Here is a 17,408-nt window from a genome sequence, read left to right as displayed (position 1 = left end):
CGGATGTCCATGACGTTCCCGATCGAAGACGTGAAAGCCTCCTCGACAGGGCATGAGAGCTATGTCCACCGGATTCTGCGGCGCTTGGCACGACAAAAGCCCCAAACCACAATCCGCACTCACGGGCATTCGCTCAGCAATATCGAGTTGGCGCTTTCCATTCACGCGGGGGTCGCGGGACTCAGAGGGCTCGGTCTGCCCGCGCAGGGGACAGTGGCAATCCTGACAGAACCGAATCATCAGGCGATGCTGACAATTCGGTACGCCGCACACCTGCTGGGCGCCTCGGTGGTCCACCTCCGTTCCGCCAATCCCCGCTCCGACGCGGTGGAGCTCTCCGCGGACACCCAGGCACGCGTCATCGCCGAAACCGGCGCCTCGATCCTCGTCACCGACACCGCACACGCCGCCCGCGCCGCCGAACTGGGCCTGCGCGTCGGGCAGTCGCTGCGCCTGGCGGGCTACGGCTTCGAGACCGGACACATTCCGAACGTGCTCGCCGAGGCCACCCGGGACCCGGCCGCACCGACCGACCCCGCCTGGCTGTCGGGCCTCCCGCCCTACGAGCCCGAGCACCGGGCCGTGGTCACCTTCACCAGCGGAAGCACCGGGGAGCCCAAGAGCATCGGCCAGTCCCACGCCGTCTGGAACAGCATCGTCGGCTCCTTCCCCGGGACCGCCGAGCCGGGCATGCCCTCGGTCTTCCTCGCCGTCACACCGGTCAGCCACACCATCGGCCCGATGGTCGACTCGGTGCTCGCCGACGGCGGCAGCGCCATCCTGCACCGCGACTTCCGCGCCCCCGAGGTGCTGCGGACGATCGCCGAGCACCGGGTCACCGACACCTACCTCGCCGTACCGCACCTCTACCGCCTCACCGACGAGCCCGCGAGCACCCGGCCCGACCTATCCTCGCTGCGGCGCGTGATCTACAGCGGCACACCCGCCGCGCCCCACCGCGTCGCCGAGGCCCGCGAGGTCTTCGGCGGCGCGCTCATCCAGCTCTACGGCACCTCCGAGGCGGGCGGCATCAGCAGCCTCACCCCGGAGGACCATCTGGAGCCCGAGCTCCTGCCCACCGTCGGGCGCCCGTTCCCCTGGGTGCGGGTGCGCATCACCGAGCCGGGCACCGACCGCGAGGTGGCCAGGGGCGAGATCGGCGAGATCTGCGTCCGGGCCCCGACCGTCATGGACGGCTACCTCTCCGGCTCCGGCCCGGCGGAGTCGGAGGCGAAGACGGCGGACGGCTGGCTGCGCAGCGGCGATCTGGGCCACTGGGACAAGTACGGCTACCTGCGGCTCACCGGCCGGCACGGCCGGGTCATCAAGAGCGGCGGACTGAAGATCCACCCCGAATCCGTGGAGCGCTCGCTCCTCGCCCACCCCGCCGTCCGCGAGGCCGTCGTGTACGGCGTGCAGGACGCGGACCGCGTCGAGCACGTGCACGCGGCGGTGGTACGCCACCCCGAACACCCCTGCTCCGTCGACGAGTTGGTCGACCGACTCAACGCACACGTCAGCGCCGACCTGTCACCACTGCACGCGCCGGCGGAAATCACGTTCTGGGACTCGATGCCGCTCACCGAACGCGGCAAGCCCGACAGGGCGCGCCTGCGGTCCACGACCCAACAGGACAAGCGGCCCAGCCCACCGTGGAAGGGAACGCCATGACCACACACGAGCACTTCGCCCGCGGCCTCAGGCTGCGCCGCCTCCACCGCCACGACCCGCAGCGCCTCTTCCTCGTTCCGCTCGACCACTCGATCAGTGACGGTCCCGTGGTCCCCAGGGGTCTGACCATGGACCGGCTGGTCGGCCAGCTCGCCGCGGGCGGGGCGGACGCGATCATCGTGCACAAGGGCAGCCTGCGGCACATCAACCCCGCACGGCTGGCCGACACTTCACTGATCCTGCACCTCAACGCCAGTACCGCGCACGCACCGGACCCGGACGCGAAGTACATGGTGACCGGCGTGGAGGACGCCTTGCGCCTGGGCGCCGACGCGGTCAGCATGCACATCAACATGGGCTCACTGGAGGAACAGCGGCAGATCGCCGACCTCGGAGCGGTGGCCGACCGCTGCGACCGGTGGAACCTGCCGCTGCTCGCCATGATGTACCCGAGGGGACCCAAGATCACCAACCCGGCCGACCCCGAACTGGTCGCGCACGCCGTCACCGTCGCCGCCGACCTGGGCGCCGACATCGTCAAGGCCCCGTACGTGGGCCCGCCCTCGGTGATGCGCGAACTGGTCTCGGCCTGCCCCATCCCGCTGGTCTGCGCCGGCGGACCGCGGCGGGGAGATTCGGAGGACGCGCTGGACTTCGTCCGGGACGTCATCTCGGGCGGCGCGGCCGGGGTGGCGATGGGGCGGAACATCTTCCAGGCTCCCGACCCCCGGGCGATGGCGGCCGGCGTGGCCCGGGTCGTCCACCGGCTTCCCGACCGCATCCCCGGTGCGGCCACAATCCCCGATCAGATCACGGAAGGGCGCGGCAGTGAACGCCAAGAGACTGTGCTGGCTTGACCTTCGTACGACGAGCGCCGAGCAGGTCGACGCCGTCGTCGAGGAGGCGGTGCACCAGCGGATCGACGGAATCCTCACCTCCGACCCCGCCGAGCTGCTGGACCTGCCGCCCACCGTGAAGAAGGTCCTGCTGCCGCCGCCGGGCGAGCTTCCCGACGACATCGGCGGCGCCGACATCGTCATCCTGCACGGCGGCGCCGCGGAGCGGGCCGCAGCCCAGAAGGCCCACCCCTCCGCGGAGTTCGGGCGCTATGTGGAGATCATCGACGCCGAGAGCCTGGACGAGGCCGTGGTGGCGGCCAACACCGAGCGCTGGAGCGTGCTGGACTTCCGGGACCCGACGAAGATCCCGCTGGAGATCGTCATCGCCGCCGCGGCCGAGGCCACCGGCACGCTCATCACTCTCGCCCACGACGTGGCGGAGGCCGAGATCGTCTACGGCGTGCTGGAGCTGGGCTCCGACGGCGTGTTGATGCCGGCGCGCGCGGTGGGCGACGCCACCGCCCTCAAGCAGGTCTCCATCGCCCCCACCGGTGAGCTGGAGCTGGTCGAGCTGGAGGTCACCGCGACGGCCCACGTCGGCATGGGCGAACGCGCCTGCGTGGACACCTGCTCCTACCTGGGCAAGGACGAGGGCATCCTGGTCGGTTCGCACTCCAAGGGCATGATGCTGTGCGTCAGCGAGACCCATCCGCTGCCGTACATGCCCACCCGCCCCTTCAGGGTGAACGCCGGCGCCATCCACTCGTACACCGTGGCCGACCGCGGCCGGACCCAGTATCTGAGCGAGCTCACCTCGGGCAGCAAGGTCCTGGCGGTGGACACCAAGGGCCGCACCAGGACCGTCACGGTGGGACGGGTCAAGATCGAGACCCGGCCGCTGATCTCGGTCGACGCGATCGCCCCCAACGGGCAGACGGTGAACCTGATCCTCCAGGACGACTGGCACGTACGGGTGCTGGGGCCGGGCGCGGTGGTGCTCAACAGCACGGAACTGCGCCCCGGCGACAAGGTCCTCGGCCATCTGCCGACCGCGGACCGGCATGTGGGCTATCCGATCGACGAATTCTGTCGTGAGCAGTAGCCACCTGCGCATCGCGGTCGTCGGCGCCGGTGTCGGCGGCCTCACCCTGGCCGCCGCACTGACCAGGGCCGGCGTGCCCTGCACCGTGCACGAGCAGGCGGACCGCCTCTCGGAGGTCGGCGCGGGGCTCCAACTGGCCCCGAACGCCGTCCGGTTGCTCCACCGGCTCGGGCTGGCCGACGCGCTCGGGCGGCGCGCCGTGCGTCCCCTGTCCCGGGACATCCGGCGCTGGGACGACGACCGGCTGCTCTCGCGCACCGTGCTCGGCGCGGAGTGCGAGGCCCGCTACGGCGCCCCGTACACCACCGTGCACCGCGCCGACCTGCACGCAGCCCTGCTCGCGGTCGCCGGGGACTCGGTGCGCACCGGCCACCGGCTCAGCGGGCTCGCGCAGCGGCCGGACGGCGTCGTCCTGCGGTTCGCGGACGGCACCGTCGAGGAGGCGGACGTGGTCGTCGGCGCGGACGGCATCCGCTCGACGGTGCGTGCCGAACTGACACGGGACGCGCCCGAGTTCTCCGGCCAGTTCATCTACCGCGGTCTGGTCCCGGCGGAGGCGGTGCCCGGGGCGGCGGACGAGCCGCGGGTCCGGATCTGGCTGGGACCCGGCCGCCACTGCGTCTGCTACCCGGTGTCCGGAGGCCGGTCGCTGAGCTTCGCGGCGACCGCCCCGGGCGACGGGCGGCACGAGGAGTCCTGGACCGGCACCGCCGAACCGGGCGAAGCAGTCGCGGCCTACCGGGGGTGGAACAGCACGGTCGTCTCGCTGCTCGACGCCGCCGGCACCGTCGGCCGCTGGGCGCTGCACGACCGCCCGACGCTGGAGCGGTGGTCCACCGACCGGATCACGGTGCTCGGGGACGCCGCCCACCCGATGCTGCCCTTCGCCTCCCAGGGCGCGAACCAGGCGATCGAGGACGCGATGGCCCTCGCCGCCTGCCTGGTCCGGTCCGGTTCCGACGCACCGGCCGCGGCTCTGCGCCGGTACGCATCGGTCCGCGCGCCGCGCACCGGCCTGCTCCAGAAGTCCTCGCGGGAGCGCACCGAGGCGATGCATCTGCCGGACGGGCCGCGCCAGCGCGAGCGCGACACCGGGTTCGCCGGAACGGGCGGGCTGCGCGAGGAGGCGTGGCTCTACGGGTACGACACCCTGGCCGCGGTGGCCCGGGCAGCCGGCTGAGCGGGGCCGAACGAGGCCGCACCACCACCGTGTTCGCCGATCCGCCCGGTTCTGCGAACACCGACATCCGGGAGAGGCGATGGCAGCGGAAACACGGGTGCCGACGGCGTACAGCGAGGACCACGCCGCGATCTACGACTTCGTGCACGGCGCGCGCGGGCGCGACTGGAAGGCCGAGGCGGACCGGTTCGCGGAGATCGTCCGGGAGCAGGCGCCCCGGGCGCGGTCCCTGCTCGACGTGGCCTGCGGCACCGGCGCTCATCTGGAGAGCTTCCGGCAGCACTTCCCAACGGTGGCCGGTCTCGAACTCTCGCCCGGCATGCGGGAGATCGCCCGCAGCCGGCTGCCCGCGCAGACCGTGCACGCCGGCGACATGCGGGACTTCGACCTCGGCACCCGCTTCGACGCCGTCCTGTGCCTGTGCTTCTCCATGGGGTACATGAAGGACACGGCGGAACTGGCCGCGGCGGCCGAGGCGCTGGTGCGGCATCTCGCCCCGGGAGGCGTGCTGATCGTCGAACCGTGGTGGTTTCCCGAGCAGTTCGCCGACGGGTTCGTCTCGGCCTCGCTCGCCCAGGACGGCAACCGCGCGGTCAGCAGGATCTCGCACTCGGTGCGCGAGGGCCGGGTCTCGCGGATGACCGTGCGCTACACCGTCGCGGACTCCGAGGGCATCCGCGACTTCACCGAGTACGAGACGTACTCCCTCTTCACCGAGGAGGAGTACCGGCTGGCCTTCCGCGAGGCCGGCTGCGAGGTGGAGTTCCGCCCGGGTTGGCCGAACCTCCGGGGGCTCTTCGTCGGCACTCTCCCGTCCGCGCGCTGACCCGCCTCCCTTCCGGCGCCCGCCCCTCCCTTCCGGCGCCCACCGCTGTCCGCACCCCGCCCCGCCGCGCCGTCACCCCGCACGCGCCCCGGCGCAGGGGGTCGGCCCTGGACAGCGCGGCGACCGGTCGGTAGCTTCACTGAGCAAGCGCTTAGCCGCTCACCGAGAGCAAGCTGCCACCGTCATCCGGGAGAGATCCATGCGGCGTACTGTGTTCAACGAGGACCACGAGGCGTTCCGCCAGACCATTCGCCAGTTCATCGCCGACGAGGTCGTCCCGCACTACCCGCAGTGGGAGGAGCAGGGGTTCGTCCCGCGCAGCCTCTACCGCAAGCTCGGCGAGTTGGGCATCTTCGGCATCGAGGTCCCCGAGGAGTACGGCGGGGCGGGCGAGAGCGGCTTCAAGTTCAACGCGGTGATCAGCGAGGAGTGCGCCCGCGCGGGCGTGAGCTTCGGCGGCTCCAGCGTGCACACGGCGCTGTGCCTGCCCTATCTGCTCTCCTACGCCGACGAGGACCAGAAGCGGCGCTGGCTGCCCTCGTTCGTCTCCGGCGAGATGATGACGGCGATCGCGATGACCGAGCCGGGCACCGGTTCCGACCTGGCCGGCATGCAGACCACCGCCAAGCTGTCGGACGACGGCACCCACTACGTGCTCAACGGCGCCAAGACCTTCATCACCGGCGGCGTCCAGGCGGACCGGGTGCTGGTCTGCTGCCGCACCTCCCCCGCCTCCGCCGAGGACCGCAGGGGCGGCATCTCCATTCTGGTGGTGGACACCGCCAGCGAGGGCTACGCCGTCGGCCGCACCCTCGACAAGCTCGGCCTCAAGACCTCCGACACGGCCGAACTCTCCTTCAACGACGTGCGGGTGCCCGTCGCCGATCTGCTCGGCGAGGAGGGCAGGGGCTTCGAGTACCTCACCCACAACCTGCCGCAGGAACGGCTCGGCATCGCCATCGGCGCGTACGCCCAGGCCGCCGCCGCGGTGCGGTTCGCCACCGAGTACGTCCGCGAGCGCACCGTCTTCGGCAAGTCGGTGTCCTCCTTCCAGAACACCAAGTTCGTGCTGGCCGACTGTCGTTCGGACGTCGACGCGATGCAGGCGGTCGTGGACCGCGCGCTGGAGGCGCACGAGGCCGGCGAGCTCACCGTCGCCGACGCCGCGTCCGCGAAGCTCTTCACCACCGAGTCGGCGGCCCGGGTGATCGACAAGTGTCTCCAGCTGCACGGCGGTTACGGATACATGCGGGAGTACCCGATCGCGCGCCTGTACGCCGACACCCGAGTGACCAGGATCTACGGTGGCACCAGCGAGGTGATGCGCTCCATCGTCGCCAAGTCCATGGGCCTGTAGCAGCAGTCCCACGGCGGGGAGGTGTGCGCCGGGCCGGGCTCCGCCTGCCCGGCGCCCGCGCCCCCGGACCGCCCGGGCGCCTCGCGCGCACCCGTCCACCGCACGAACCGCAAGGGCTCCCGTCATGACCGACGCACTGGACTCGCTCCTCGACCTGCTCGACCTGGAGCGGATCGAGGAGAACATCTACCGCGGTGTCAGCCGCCCCTCCGTGGTCCCCCGGGTGTTCGGCGGGCAGGTGGCGGCGCAGGCACTGGTCGCCGCCGGCCGCACGGTCCCCGACGACCGGCCGGCGCACTCGCTGCACGCCTACTTCCTGCGCCCCGGGGATCCCGGCGCCCCGATCGTCTACACGGTGGACCGCATCAGGGACGGCCGGTCCTTCACCACCCGCCGGGTGGTCGCGGTCCAGCACGGCCAGCCGATCTTCCATCTCTCCGCCTCCTTCCAGGAGTTCGAGGAGGGGATGGAGCACCAGGAGGAGATGCCGGCCGCTCCCGCGCCGGAGTCGCTGGCGACCGCGGAGGAGCTGCTGCCGCGGCACGCGCACCTCTTCCAGGACCCGCAGATCCCGCGGCGGCTGCTGGAGGCGAGGGCGGCGGTCGATCTGCGCTATGTGCAGGACCCGCCGTTCGTCGCCGCGGAGAACGGGCCGAGCGAGCCGCGTTCCCAGGTGTGGTTCCGCACCAACGGCAAGCTCGACGGCGCACGCGACCAGCCGATGCTGCACATCTGCCTGACCACCTACGTCTCGGACATGACGCTGCTCGACTCGGTCCTCCTCGCCCACGGGCGCGGCGGTTGGGCGGTCGGCGACGTGGTGGGCGCGAGCCTGGACCACGCCATGTGGTTCCACCGGCCCTTCCGGGCGGACGAGTGGCTGCTCTACGACCAGGAGTCCCCCACCGCGCAGGGCGGGCGGGGCCTCGGCAAGGGCCGGATCTTCACCGCGGACGGGCGGCTGGTCGCCTCGGTGATCCAGGAGGGCGTCGTACGGGTGCCGCGCGCCTGAAGGCGTCGCCGGGTGCCTCGGGCGGGGCCCGGACATGGGCGACGGCTCCCGGTCCGCGTGCCACCTACGCGGGCCGGGAGCCGCCTCCCCTTCGCCGGCGTCGCCCATAACGCCGGCGCAGAGCTGCCCGAAGTGGACCGTCACCTCCACCTCCGGCAGCGCGTACTCCAGCTATATGCCCGGCACAAACGCACAATCCACCGCCTACGAACGAGTAGCTTCGTAGAGGACTTGTGGAGCACACCTGGTGTTCGGGTGGAGGAGGCGGCGCGGCGCGCGGCGCTCGCCCGTCGACAGGGGCGTCCGCGCGGCGCCGGCCGGCTCACTCCACCGTGACGGACTTGGCCAGGTTGCGCGGCTTGTCGATGTCCCGGCCCAGCGCCAACGCCGTGTGATAGGCGAGGAGTTGGAGCGGAATGCCCATCAGGATCGGGTCCAGCTCGGTCTCGTTGCGCGGTACCACCACGGTGTGGTCGGCACGCTCCTGCTCCTGGTGGGCGACGGCGAGGATGCGGCCGTGGCGCGCCTTGACCTCCTCCAGCGTGGCCCGGTTCTTGTCGAGCAGCTCGTCGTCCGGCAGCACCGCGACAGTCGGCACGGCCGGCTCGATCAGCGCAAGCGGACCGTGCTTCAACTCCGAGGCGGGGTAGGCCTCGGCGTGGATGTAGGAGATCTCCTTGAGCTTCAACGAGGCCTCCAGCGCGACCGGGTAGCCGCGCACCCGCCCGACGAACATCATCGACCGCGCGTCCGCGTACTCCCCCGCGATCTTCTCGATCTCCGCCTCCTGCGCGACGATCTCGGCGATCTGCGCGGGCAGTCGGCGCAGACCGTCGATGATGCGCTTGCCGTCGGCCACCGACAGATCGCGGATGCGCCCCAGGTGCAGGGCGAGCAGCGCGAAGGCGACTGCGGTGTTGGTGAAGCACTTGGTGGAGACCACGCAGATCTCCGGGCCCGCGTGGACGTACACGCCGCCGTCGGTCTCCCGGGCGATCGCGCTGCCGACCACGTTGACCACACCGAGCACCCGGGCGCCCTTGCGCTTGAGCTCCTGCACGGCGGCGAGCGTGTCGTAGGTCTCGCCGGACTGGCTGACCGCGATGTAGAGGGTGTCCGGGTCGACCACCGCGTTGCGGTAGCGGAACTCGCTGGCCGGCTCCGCGTCCGCCGGGATGCGCGCCAGCTCCTCGATCAGCTGGGCGCCGATCAGACCGGCGTGGTACGCCGAACCGCAGCCGAGGATCTTCACCCGTCGGACCGAACGGGCCTCCCTGGCGTCGAGGTTGAGGCCGCCCAGCCGCACGGTCGCGAACCGGTCGTCGATCCGCCCGCGCAGCACGCGGTCGACCGCGTCGGCCTGCTCGGTGATCTCCTTGTGCATGTACGTGTCGTGGCCGGCCATGTCGTAGGACTCGGCGACCCAGTCCACCGTCTCGGGCGCGGCGGCGGTGCGGCTGCCCTCGGTGGTGTACGTGCGGTAGTCGTCGGCCTTGATGGTGGCCATCTCGCCGTCGTCCAGGGTGATGACCTGGCGGGTGTGCGAGACGAGCGCGGCGACGTCGGAGGCCACGAACATCTCGTGCTCGCCCAGTCCCAGCACGACCGGGGAGCCGTTGCGGGCGACCACGATGCGGTCGGGGAACTCGGCGTGCAGCACGGCGATCCCGTAAGTGCCCTCGACCAGCCGAAGCGCCTCGCGGACCTTCTCCTCCAGCGTCTCGGCCTGCGAACGCGCGATGAGGTGGGCGAGGGTCTCGGTGTCGGTGTCGGAGGTGAAGACCACGCCCTCGGACTCCAGCCGGACGCGCAGCTCGGCGGCGTTGTCGATGATGCCGTTGTGGACCAGGGCGATCCTGCCGTCGGCGTCCTGGTGGGGGTGCGCGTTCTCGTCGCAGGGCGCGCCGTGGGTGGCCCAGCGGGTGTGCGCGATACCGGCCGTACCGGTGAAGCGCTTAGGCAGCCGCGCCTCCAGTTCGCGCACCCGGCCGGTGGCCCTGGCCGTGCGCAGCCCGCCGTTGCGGCCGGTTCCGTCGCCGTGAATGGCGATACCGGCCGAGTCGTAGCCCCGGTACTCCAGTCGCTGGAGGCCCTCCAGCAGCAGGGGAGCCACGTCCCGCCTGCCGATGTACCCGACGATCCCGCACATGTCGCTTCTCCAGTCCGTTGCGTGGTGTGCCCGAACACCGGGGCGACCGGCGGGAGTCGGAGCGTACGCCGTCCCGCCGCGGCCGTTCGCGGCGGGTTGCGGCCGACGCGGCCGGGCATGCGGCCGTGGACGCCGACTCAGCCGTAGACGAGGCGGCGCAGCTGGCGCAGCGAGAGCTGCGGCGGAGCGACCGCGCGGTGCGGGAGCTCCTGGCTGATCCGCTCGAAGATGACCGGGTTGGTCAGTCCGCGCGACTGCAACTCACGATGGCGCCGGCGCACGTACTCCTCGATGGTCTCGTCGAAGTACGCCAGTACGTCGAGCACCACACGGGCCGCCTCCCCGCGGTGCAGCGGAGTGGTGCGGACCAGGTGGTCGACGAGGTCGTCGTGGGACGACGGGCGGCGTTCGAGCACCTGTCGATACTGCGCAGCGCGATCGGACTTCGCAAGAAATCTGCCCGCTTTCGGGCACGATTCCACTCGACCCGCCGAACGGCGGGGGTGCCCCTCCTGCGGCAGCACGATGTGCGCACCCGCGGCCGACTGTGAGGCTGCGAGGTCGCGGCCGTCGCCGCACAGGACTTGGCGCGCGGCCGGGAGACCGGGGCGCCGACGGAAAGGGCGTGCCGGTGGGCCGCGAAGCAGTGCTGGAGGAAACGGTTCAGCGCTATCTGTGGGCGTCGCCGGTCTGCTTCACCGTCGCCGCGGCCATGTGCTTCGCCCTGGGCCCGCCCTCCGGCGACGGCCACGGCGTCGGCTGGAGCCTGTACGCGGCCGGCTGGCTGCTGCCGCTGGTCGCGCTCGTCTGGCGGGTGGGACGCGGCGGATACCCCGGCGCGGGCGCGAAGTTCGCCTTCGGGCTGCTGCTGACCGCAGGGGTGCTCTTTGCGCTGACCGGCGGGTGAACCACGGGCGTCCCGCACGCAGTCGACCGCCGGCAGGCAGCTCCCCGTCGACCGGCGATCGCCCCCGCCGGCCCGCTTGTTCCGCCCGTTGCACCCGGCCCGCCCGGCCCGCCCGTTGCGCCCGGCCCGCCCGTTGCGCCGCGGGACGAGCACCGGCCGGGCACCCGTCCTCGTGGGGACAGGCGCCCGGCCGGGCACCATCGGCCGTTCGGGCCCTCGCTCGTTCCGAGGGCTCGTCCGGCGACTCACTCGTCCGGCGACTCGGCCCCGGGGCGGCTCAGTCGACCGGCGGCAGGGTGCGCTCGCGCACCAGGTCGGCGTACCAGCGCGCGCTGGACTTCGGGATGCGCTGCTGCGTCTCGTAGTCGACGTAGACGGCACCGAAGCGCTTGCTGTAGCCGTACGCCCACTCGAAGTTGTCCAGCAGCGACCAGAGGAAGTAGCCGCGCACATCCACGCCCTCGGCGCGCGCGTCGGCGACGGCGGCCAGATGACGGTGCAGGTAGTCGATCCGGTCCGGGTCGTGCACGGTGCCGTCGGCGCCGACCTTGTCGTCGCAGGCCATGCCGTTCTCGGTGACGTACAGCGGTACGCCCTCGGCCTCGCGCCCGAACCGCTTGAGCAGGTCGTACAGACCGCTGGCGTCGGTCGTCCAGCCCATCTCGCTGACCGGGCCCGGGGTCTGGTGGAAGGCGACCCGGTCGGCGCCCGGCCACGGCGAGTGCTCGCTCGCGCCGTGGCCGTCCCGGCGGGAGGCCTCCTGCTCGGCGGAGACGGCCGAAACCAGCGACGGGGTGTAGTAGTTGACGCCGATCGCGTCCAGCGGCTGGTGGATGTTCTCCAGATCGCCGTCCTTGACGAAGCTCCAGTCGGTGATCTCGGCGGTGTCGGCGATCAGGTCCGCACCGTACTCGCCGCGCAGCAGCGGGCCCTCGAAGATCCCGTTGGCCAGCGCCTCGACCCGGCGCTTGGCGTCCAGGTCCTCCGGGGAGTTCGAGACGGCGCGCACCGACGCGGAGTTGATGCTGATGCCGACCTTGGCGCGGGCCGGCAGCGCGGCGCGCAGCGCCTGACTGCCCAGACCGTGCGCGAGGTTGAGGTGGTGCGCGGCCCGCAGCGCGGCCAGGTGGTCGGTGCGGCCCGGCGCGTGCACGCCGGAGCCGTAGCCGAGGAACGCGCTGCACCAGGGCTCGTTGAGGGTCGTCCAGTGCTCGACCCGGTCACCGAGCGCCTCGGCGACCAGCGTCGCGTAGTCGGCGAACCGCTCGGCGGTCACCCGCTCCGGCCAACCGCCGCCGCCCGCGCCCGCCGGATCGGCCTCCAGCTCCTGCGGCAGGTCCCAGTGGTAGAGGGTCAGCCACGGGGTGATGCCCTTCTCCAGCAGCTCGTCGACGAGGTTGCGGTAGAAGTCCAGGCCGCGCTGGACGGCGGGACCGCGGCCGGTCGGCTGCACCCGGGGCCAGGAGATGGAGAACCGGTAGGTCTCCAGGCCGAGTTCGGCCATCAGCGCGACGTCCTCGCGCCAGCGGTGGTAGTGGTCGACCGCCACATCGCCGGTCTCGCCGCCGAGCACCTTGCCGGGGGTCTGGCAGAAGGTGTCCCAGATCGAGGGGGTACGGCCGTCCTCCTGCGCCGCGCCCTCGATCTGGTAGGCGGAGGTCGCTGAACCGAAGAGGAAGTCGGTGGGGAACTCGATACGGGATTCGGACGGGTACGTCATCTGAGAGCGCTCCCTTTTGCAGGCGGGCGGAGGGGGGACAGGGTGAACTTCCTTGTGGAGGGGTGGGATCGGGTACGGGCTCGGTCAGCCCTTCACCGCGCCCTGCATGATGCCGCCGACGATCTGCTTGCCGAAGACGGCGAAGACGATCAGCAGGGGCAGTGTGCCGAGCAGCGAACCGGCCATGATCACCGACTGGTCCGGGATGTAGCCGCGGCCGAGTCCCGTCAGGGCGACCTGGACGGTCGGGTTGTCCTGGGTCAGCGCGATCATCGGCCAGAAGAACTCGTTCCAGGCGAGCACGAAGGTCAGCATCCCGAGGACGGCCATCGCGGGGCGGGCCGCCGGGAAGACCACGTGCCACACCAGCCTGAGGCTGTGCGCACCGTCGACCCTCGCCGCCTCGATGAGCTCGGTCGGCAGCGCGTTGATCAGGTACTGCCGCATGAAGAAGACACCGAAGGCGCTCGCCATCATCGGGAGGATGACGGCCTGCAGCTGGTTGGTCCACTCCAGCTCGGCGATGGCCATGAACAGGGGCACGACGCTGAGTTGGGGCGGCACCATCATGGTGCCTATCACCACGAGCAGCAGCATGTTGCTTCCGCGGAAGCGCAGCTTGGCGAAGGCGAAGCCGGCCAGCGTGGCGAAGAGGACCGTCGAGACCGTGACGGTGCCGGCGACGAAGACCGTGTTGATCAGGGCCTTGCCCATGTTGGCGTCGGTCCAGGCCGCCTGGAGGTTGGAGCCGAGGTTGCCGCCGAACCAGAACGGGGGCGGTGTCTCGGCCAGCCGGGCGTTGTCCCGGGAGGCGGCGATCGCGGTCCACACCAGCGGGAAGAGCGAGCCGACGGTGAAGAACGCGAGCACCGTGTAGGTGAACCAGCCGGCGTACAGATGCCGCCCGGCCTTGCCGCGGGTGCGCCGCTTGCCGTCCCCCTCGCCGGGGGCTTCTTCCTTCGGCTTCGCGGACGTGAGTACAGCCATGCGTATCCCCCTCAGTGGCTCTTCTGCAGCCGCTTGGCCACCAGGAAGTAGACGAGTCCGATCACGATCAGCAGCAGGAACATCATCCAGGCGATCGCCGAGGCGCGGCCCAGGTGGAAGTTGGTCCAGCCCTGCTCGTACAGATAGAGCCCGAGCGTCTGGTACTGGTTCGACGCACCGCCCGAGGGCGAGCCGCCGAACAGCAGTGGCTCACCGAACAGTTGGGTCGACCCGATGGTGGAGATCACCACGGTGAACAGGATCGTCGGCCGCAGCGAGGGAACGGTGACATGGATGAACTGCTGCCAGCGCGAGGCCCCGTCCAGCGCCGCCGACTCGTAGAGATCGTTCGGCACGGACTGCATCGCCGCGAGGTAGATCAGCGTGTTGTAGCCGGTCCACCGCCAGATGACGATCGTGGCGACCGCGAACTGCGAGGTCCAACTGCCGCCCTCCCAGTCGATGTTGTCGATCCCGAAGAGGCCCAGGCCCCAGTTGATCATTCCGAAGTCGCGCCCGTAGAGCATCGCGAAGACGAGCGTGGCCGCGGCCACCGAGGTCGCGTACGGGGTGAGCATCGCGACGCGGAAGAACATCGAGCCGCGCAGCTTGTAGTTGAGCAGATGCGCGAGACCGAGTGCCATCAGCAGCTGCGGGACCGTGGAGATGATCCCGATCACGAAGGTGTTGCTCAGCGAGTTCCAGAAGTACTCGTCCTGGAGGAGCCGGGTGAAGTTGTGCAGCCCGACCCACTCCATCTCGGTGGGCGAGTGCAGCGAGACCCGGTGCAGCGAGGCCCATCCCGTGTAGAGCAGCGGGAAGAGGCCGAACGCCGCGAAGAAGAGGAAGAACGGCGAGATGAACGCGTACGGGCCCCACTTGGCGTCCCGCTGATACCACTTGCTGCGCCGCGCCGCCCTGCGCTTCTCACGCTCGTCCGCCCGGTCGGGGCGCGGCGGGGACGTGCCCGCACCCGCCGCCGAAGTGGCGGGTGCGGACCGCATGTCCTGGGAGGTCATTCATCGGCTCCGGTCACTCGTCGAGGACGTCGTCGATCTTCTTGGTCGTGGCGCTCCAGGCGGAGTCCGGCGACTTGCCCTGCTGCTCGACCGAGAGAATCCCGTTGCTGATCTGCTCACCGATGATCTGGTCCTTCGGGCCGAGGATCGCGGTGGGCATGTCCTTGGCGGCGTCCGAGAAGATCTCGCCGATGGGAGCGTTGTCGAAGTACTCGTGCTTCGCGCTCTTGACCGCGGGCAGCTCCAGCGCCTTCGTGGAGCTCGGGAAGCTGGCCTGCTTCTCGAAGAGCTTGGCCTGCTGCTCGGGAGCCGTCAGCCAGGCGGCGAGCTTGATCGCCTCGTCCTTGTTCTTGGACGCCTCGGGCACCGTCAGGAAGGAGCCGCCCCAGTTGGCGGGCTTGGGCGCGGGAGCGACGTCCCACTGGTCGGCGTTCTTCGGGCCGGCCTTCTCCTTGATGTAACCGAGCATCCAGGACGGGCAGATTACGCTGGCGAAGGTGCCGTTGGCGTAGCCCTGGTCCCAGGCGGTGTCGAACTGCTTGAGCTTGCCGGTCATCTTGCCGTCGACCGCGCGCATCGCCAGGTCCCACGAGTCCTTGACGGCCTTGCTGTCCTTGTAGATCAGCTCGCCGTTCTCGTCGTAGTTCTTCTTGGCGTAGCTCGAGAGGGCTCCGTTGTAGAGGCCGGCGGCGCTGTCGGTGAAGGAGCTGCCCTTGGGCGCTTCCTTCATGAAGTCCTCGCCGGTGTCGACGTACTTGGACCAGTCGCCCTCCCAGAGCTTGCCGACCTCGGCGCGCTCGGTGGGCAGTCCGGCCTTGTCGAAGAGGTCCTTGCGGTAGCAGATCCCCATCGGGCCGATGTCCGTGCCGAGGCCGATGACCTTGTCGTCCTCGGTCTTGGCCTGGTCCCACTTCCACGGCAGGTAGTCCTTGCCGTCGACGCCCTCGGCCTTCGACATGTCAACGAACTTCTGGGCCTGGATGGTGGCCAGCTCGTTGATGTTGTTGACCTCGACGGCCTGGATGTCGGCCAGACCGCTGTTGGCGGAGAGGCGGTTGAGCAGCGCCGGGTAGTAGTCCTCGTTGCGCTCGGTGGAGTTCTCCTTGATCTTGATGTGCGGGTTCAGCTTCTCGTAGGCGTCGTAGAGACCTGCCTGCTTGTAGCCGAAGACTCCGAACACCCCCACCGACAGGGTGACTTCCCCGTCCTTGCCGGACGAGCCGCCGCCGTCGTCGGCGCAGCCGGCCAGCAGGGTCGCGCTCAGGACCACGGCGGTGACCGCGGAGAGCCGAGGGGTGAGAAGGGCCATGCGGGTTCTGCCGTGCATTGCGTCCTCCCGAGATGTACGGGAATTGAAAGAAGAGTGGGCACTGGGAGCGCTCCCAGGCGTGATGGACTGAAGATTCGCGGAACGGCTTCAGAGTGTCAAGACACTGTGCGACAACGGCTCAGAAACTCTTCACCCCGCCGGAATATGGAGGAAGCCTGTAGAAGTGCGACACCTGCTGGTGGTGGGGCGATCGCGTCGAACACTGGTCAAGACACCGCTAGTTGCTCTATTACTTGAACACATCCCTGAGGTGGCAGGAGGAAACCGTGACGGCTCCCGGCGCGGCCCGGCACACCCGCAGACCCACCCTCGAAGAAGTCGCGGCACGCGCCGGGGTGGGCCGCGGCACGGCATCCCGCGTGGTCAACGGCTCCCCCACCGTCAGCGCGCGGAGCAGGGCGGCGGTCCAGGCCGCGGTCGAGGAGCTGGGCTACGTGCCCAACGGCTCCGCGCGGGCGCTCGCGGCCGGCAGCACCGACTCCATCGCACTGGTGGTCCCCGAGTCGGAGACCCGGCTCTTCGCCGAGCCGTACTTCTCCGGAACCGTCAGCGGCGTCGCGACCGCGCTCGCCGACACCGAGAAGCAGCTGCTGCTCACCCTGCTGCGCACCCCCAAGGAGCGGGAACGGTTCGCCCGTTACGTCAGGGCCCGCCGCATCGACGGCGTGCTGCTGGTCTCGATGCACGCCGGCGATCCGCTCCCCGAGCTCCTCCAGCGGTACGAGATGCCCACCGTGCTGGGCGGACGCCGCTCCGCGGACGAGCAGGTCCCGTACGTGGACTGCGACAACCCGGGCGGCGCCGAAGCCGCCGTCGCACATCTGCTGGCGCGCGGCAGGCGCCGGATCGCCACCGTCACCGGTTCGCTCGATCTGTACGCGGCCCAGTGCCGGCTGGAGGGCTACCGCGCCGCCCTGCGACACGGCGGCCACCCCGGCGACCCCCGGCTCGTCGCACAGGGCGACTTCACCGAGGAGGGCGGCCACCGGGCGATGGGCGAACTGCTGGAGCGCTGCCCGCAGCTCGACGCGGTCTTCTGCGCCTCGGACCTGATGGCCTCGGGCGCGCGGCTGGCGCTGCGCGAAGCCGGCCGCCGGGTGCCCGACGACGTCGCACTCGTCGGCTTCGACGACTCCGCGGTCGCCCGCCACCTCGACCCTCCGCTGACCAGCGTGCGGCAGCCGATGGAACTGATGGGGCGCGAGATGACCGGACTGCTGCTCGATCAGATCGCCGGCCGCACGGGCGAATCGGCGGCACGCCACCGACTGCTGCCCACGGAACTGGTCCCGCGCGGGTCCAGCTGAGC

At 70.7% G+C, this 17,408-nt stretch carries 15 protein-coding genes; 9 read left to right on the top strand and 6 right to left on the bottom strand.

Annotated elements, in window-relative coordinates; all coding sequences use genetic code 11:
- The first annotated feature begins 3 nt into the window (after nt 1-3).
- The 7 genes from MTQ01_RS21575 (at nt 4) to MTQ01_RS21545 (ending at nt 7,987) form a co-directional block, all read left to right on the top strand.
- Nucleotides 4-1,671, top strand: coding sequence for a fatty acid--CoA ligase family protein (locus MTQ01_RS21575; RefSeq protein ID WP_308294425.1), 1,668 nt, complete (start codon nt 4-6; stop codon nt 1,669-1,671).
- Nucleotides 1,668-2,528 (top strand): 2-amino-3,7-dideoxy-D-threo-hept-6-ulosonate synthase, encoded by an 861-nt coding sequence (locus MTQ01_RS21570; RefSeq protein ID WP_247492418.1) that lies wholly within the window; start codon nt 1,668-1,670, stop codon nt 2,526-2,528. The genes MTQ01_RS21575 and MTQ01_RS21570 overlap by 4 nt, the downstream gene beginning before the upstream one ends.
- Nucleotides 2,500-3,612, top strand: coding sequence for a 3-dehydroquinate synthase II (locus tag MTQ01_RS21565; RefSeq protein WP_247492416.1), 1,113 nt, complete (start codon nt 2,500-2,502; stop codon nt 3,610-3,612). The genes MTQ01_RS21570 and MTQ01_RS21565 overlap by 29 nt, the downstream gene beginning before the upstream one ends.
- A complete protein-coding gene (locus MTQ01_RS21560; RefSeq protein ID WP_247492415.1) occupies nt 3,602-4,792 on the top strand; it encodes an FAD-dependent monooxygenase in 1,191 nt (396 codons plus the stop codon). Before MTQ01_RS21565 ends, MTQ01_RS21560 begins: the two co-directional genes overlap by 11 nt.
- A 79-nt stretch (nt 4,793-4,871) precedes the next feature.
- Nucleotides 4,872-5,618 (top strand): class I SAM-dependent methyltransferase, encoded by a 747-nt coding sequence (locus tag MTQ01_RS21555; RefSeq protein WP_247492413.1) that lies wholly within the window; start codon nt 4,872-4,874, stop codon nt 5,616-5,618.
- A 199-nt stretch (nt 5,619-5,817) separates the two neighbouring features.
- Nucleotides 5,818-6,975 (top strand): acyl-CoA dehydrogenase family protein, encoded by a 1,158-nt coding sequence (locus tag MTQ01_RS21550; protein WP_247492411.1) that lies wholly within the window; start codon nt 5,818-5,820, stop codon nt 6,973-6,975.
- A gap of 124 nt (nt 6,976-7,099) precedes the next feature.
- A complete protein-coding gene (locus MTQ01_RS21545; RefSeq protein ID WP_247492409.1) occupies nt 7,100-7,987 on the top strand; it encodes an acyl-CoA thioesterase II in 888 nt (295 codons plus the stop codon).
- Nucleotides 7,988-8,309: 322 nt separating this feature from the next.
- Here MTQ01_RS21545 and glmS read toward each other — a convergent pair whose 3' ends face one another.
- Together glmS and MTQ01_RS21535 are read right to left on the bottom strand one after the other, a co-directional pair.
- Nucleotides 8,310-10,136, bottom strand: coding sequence for a glutamine--fructose-6-phosphate transaminase (isomerizing) (gene glmS, locus MTQ01_RS21540; RefSeq protein WP_247492407.1), 1,827 nt, complete (start codon nt 10,134-10,136; stop codon nt 8,310-8,312).
- A gap of 137 nt (nt 10,137-10,273) precedes the next feature.
- The gene (locus MTQ01_RS21535; protein ID WP_247492405.1) at nt 10,274-10,552 is read right to left on the bottom strand and encodes a hypothetical protein; all 279 of its coding nucleotides are present in this window, start codon (nt 10,550-10,552) and stop codon (nt 10,274-10,276) included.
- 215 nt (nt 10,553-10,767) lie between these two features.
- Here MTQ01_RS21535 and MTQ01_RS21530 point away from each other — a divergent pair, with 215 nt between their 5' ends.
- Nucleotides 10,768-11,043 (top strand): hypothetical protein, encoded by a 276-nt coding sequence (locus MTQ01_RS21530; RefSeq protein WP_247492403.1) that lies wholly within the window; start codon nt 10,768-10,770, stop codon nt 11,041-11,043.
- A 277-nt stretch (nt 11,044-11,320) separates the two neighbouring features.
- On the opposite strand, the gene MTQ01_RS21525 is transcribed toward MTQ01_RS21530, so the two are convergent.
- From MTQ01_RS21525 to MTQ01_RS21510, 4 genes are all read right to left on the bottom strand, one after another.
- The gene (locus MTQ01_RS21525) at nt 11,321-12,763 is read right to left on the bottom strand and encodes a GH1 family beta-glucosidase (protein WP_247492402.1); all 1,443 of its coding nucleotides are present in this window, start codon (nt 12,761-12,763) and stop codon (nt 11,321-11,323) included.
- Between the two features lie 84 nt (nt 12,764-12,847).
- Nucleotides 12,848-13,750 (bottom strand): carbohydrate ABC transporter permease, encoded by a 903-nt coding sequence (locus MTQ01_RS21520; protein WP_247492401.1) that lies wholly within the window; start codon nt 13,748-13,750, stop codon nt 12,848-12,850.
- Between the two features lie 11 nt (nt 13,751-13,761).
- Nucleotides 13,762-14,769 (bottom strand): carbohydrate ABC transporter permease, encoded by a 1,008-nt coding sequence (locus MTQ01_RS21515; RefSeq protein WP_247492400.1) that lies wholly within the window; start codon nt 14,767-14,769, stop codon nt 13,762-13,764.
- Between the two features lie 13 nt (nt 14,770-14,782).
- The gene (locus tag MTQ01_RS21510; RefSeq protein WP_247492399.1) at nt 14,783-16,096 is read right to left on the bottom strand and encodes an extracellular solute-binding protein; all 1,314 of its coding nucleotides are present in this window, start codon (nt 16,094-16,096) and stop codon (nt 14,783-14,785) included.
- 269 nt (nt 16,097-16,365) lie between these two features.
- On the opposite strand from MTQ01_RS21510, the gene MTQ01_RS21505 reads away from it, so the two are divergent.
- A complete protein-coding gene (locus tag MTQ01_RS21505) occupies nt 16,366-17,406 on the top strand; it encodes a LacI family DNA-binding transcriptional regulator (RefSeq protein WP_247492398.1) in 1,041 nt (346 codons plus the stop codon).
- Nucleotides 17,407-17,408 lie beyond the last annotated feature (2 nt).

The sequence above is a fragment of the Streptomyces sp. XM4193 genome, assembly GCF_023072595.1.
Taxonomy (GTDB): Bacteria; Actinomycetota; Actinomycetes; order Streptomycetales; family Streptomycetaceae; genus Streptomyces.
This window is presented reverse-complemented; position numbering and strand designations above follow the sequence as displayed.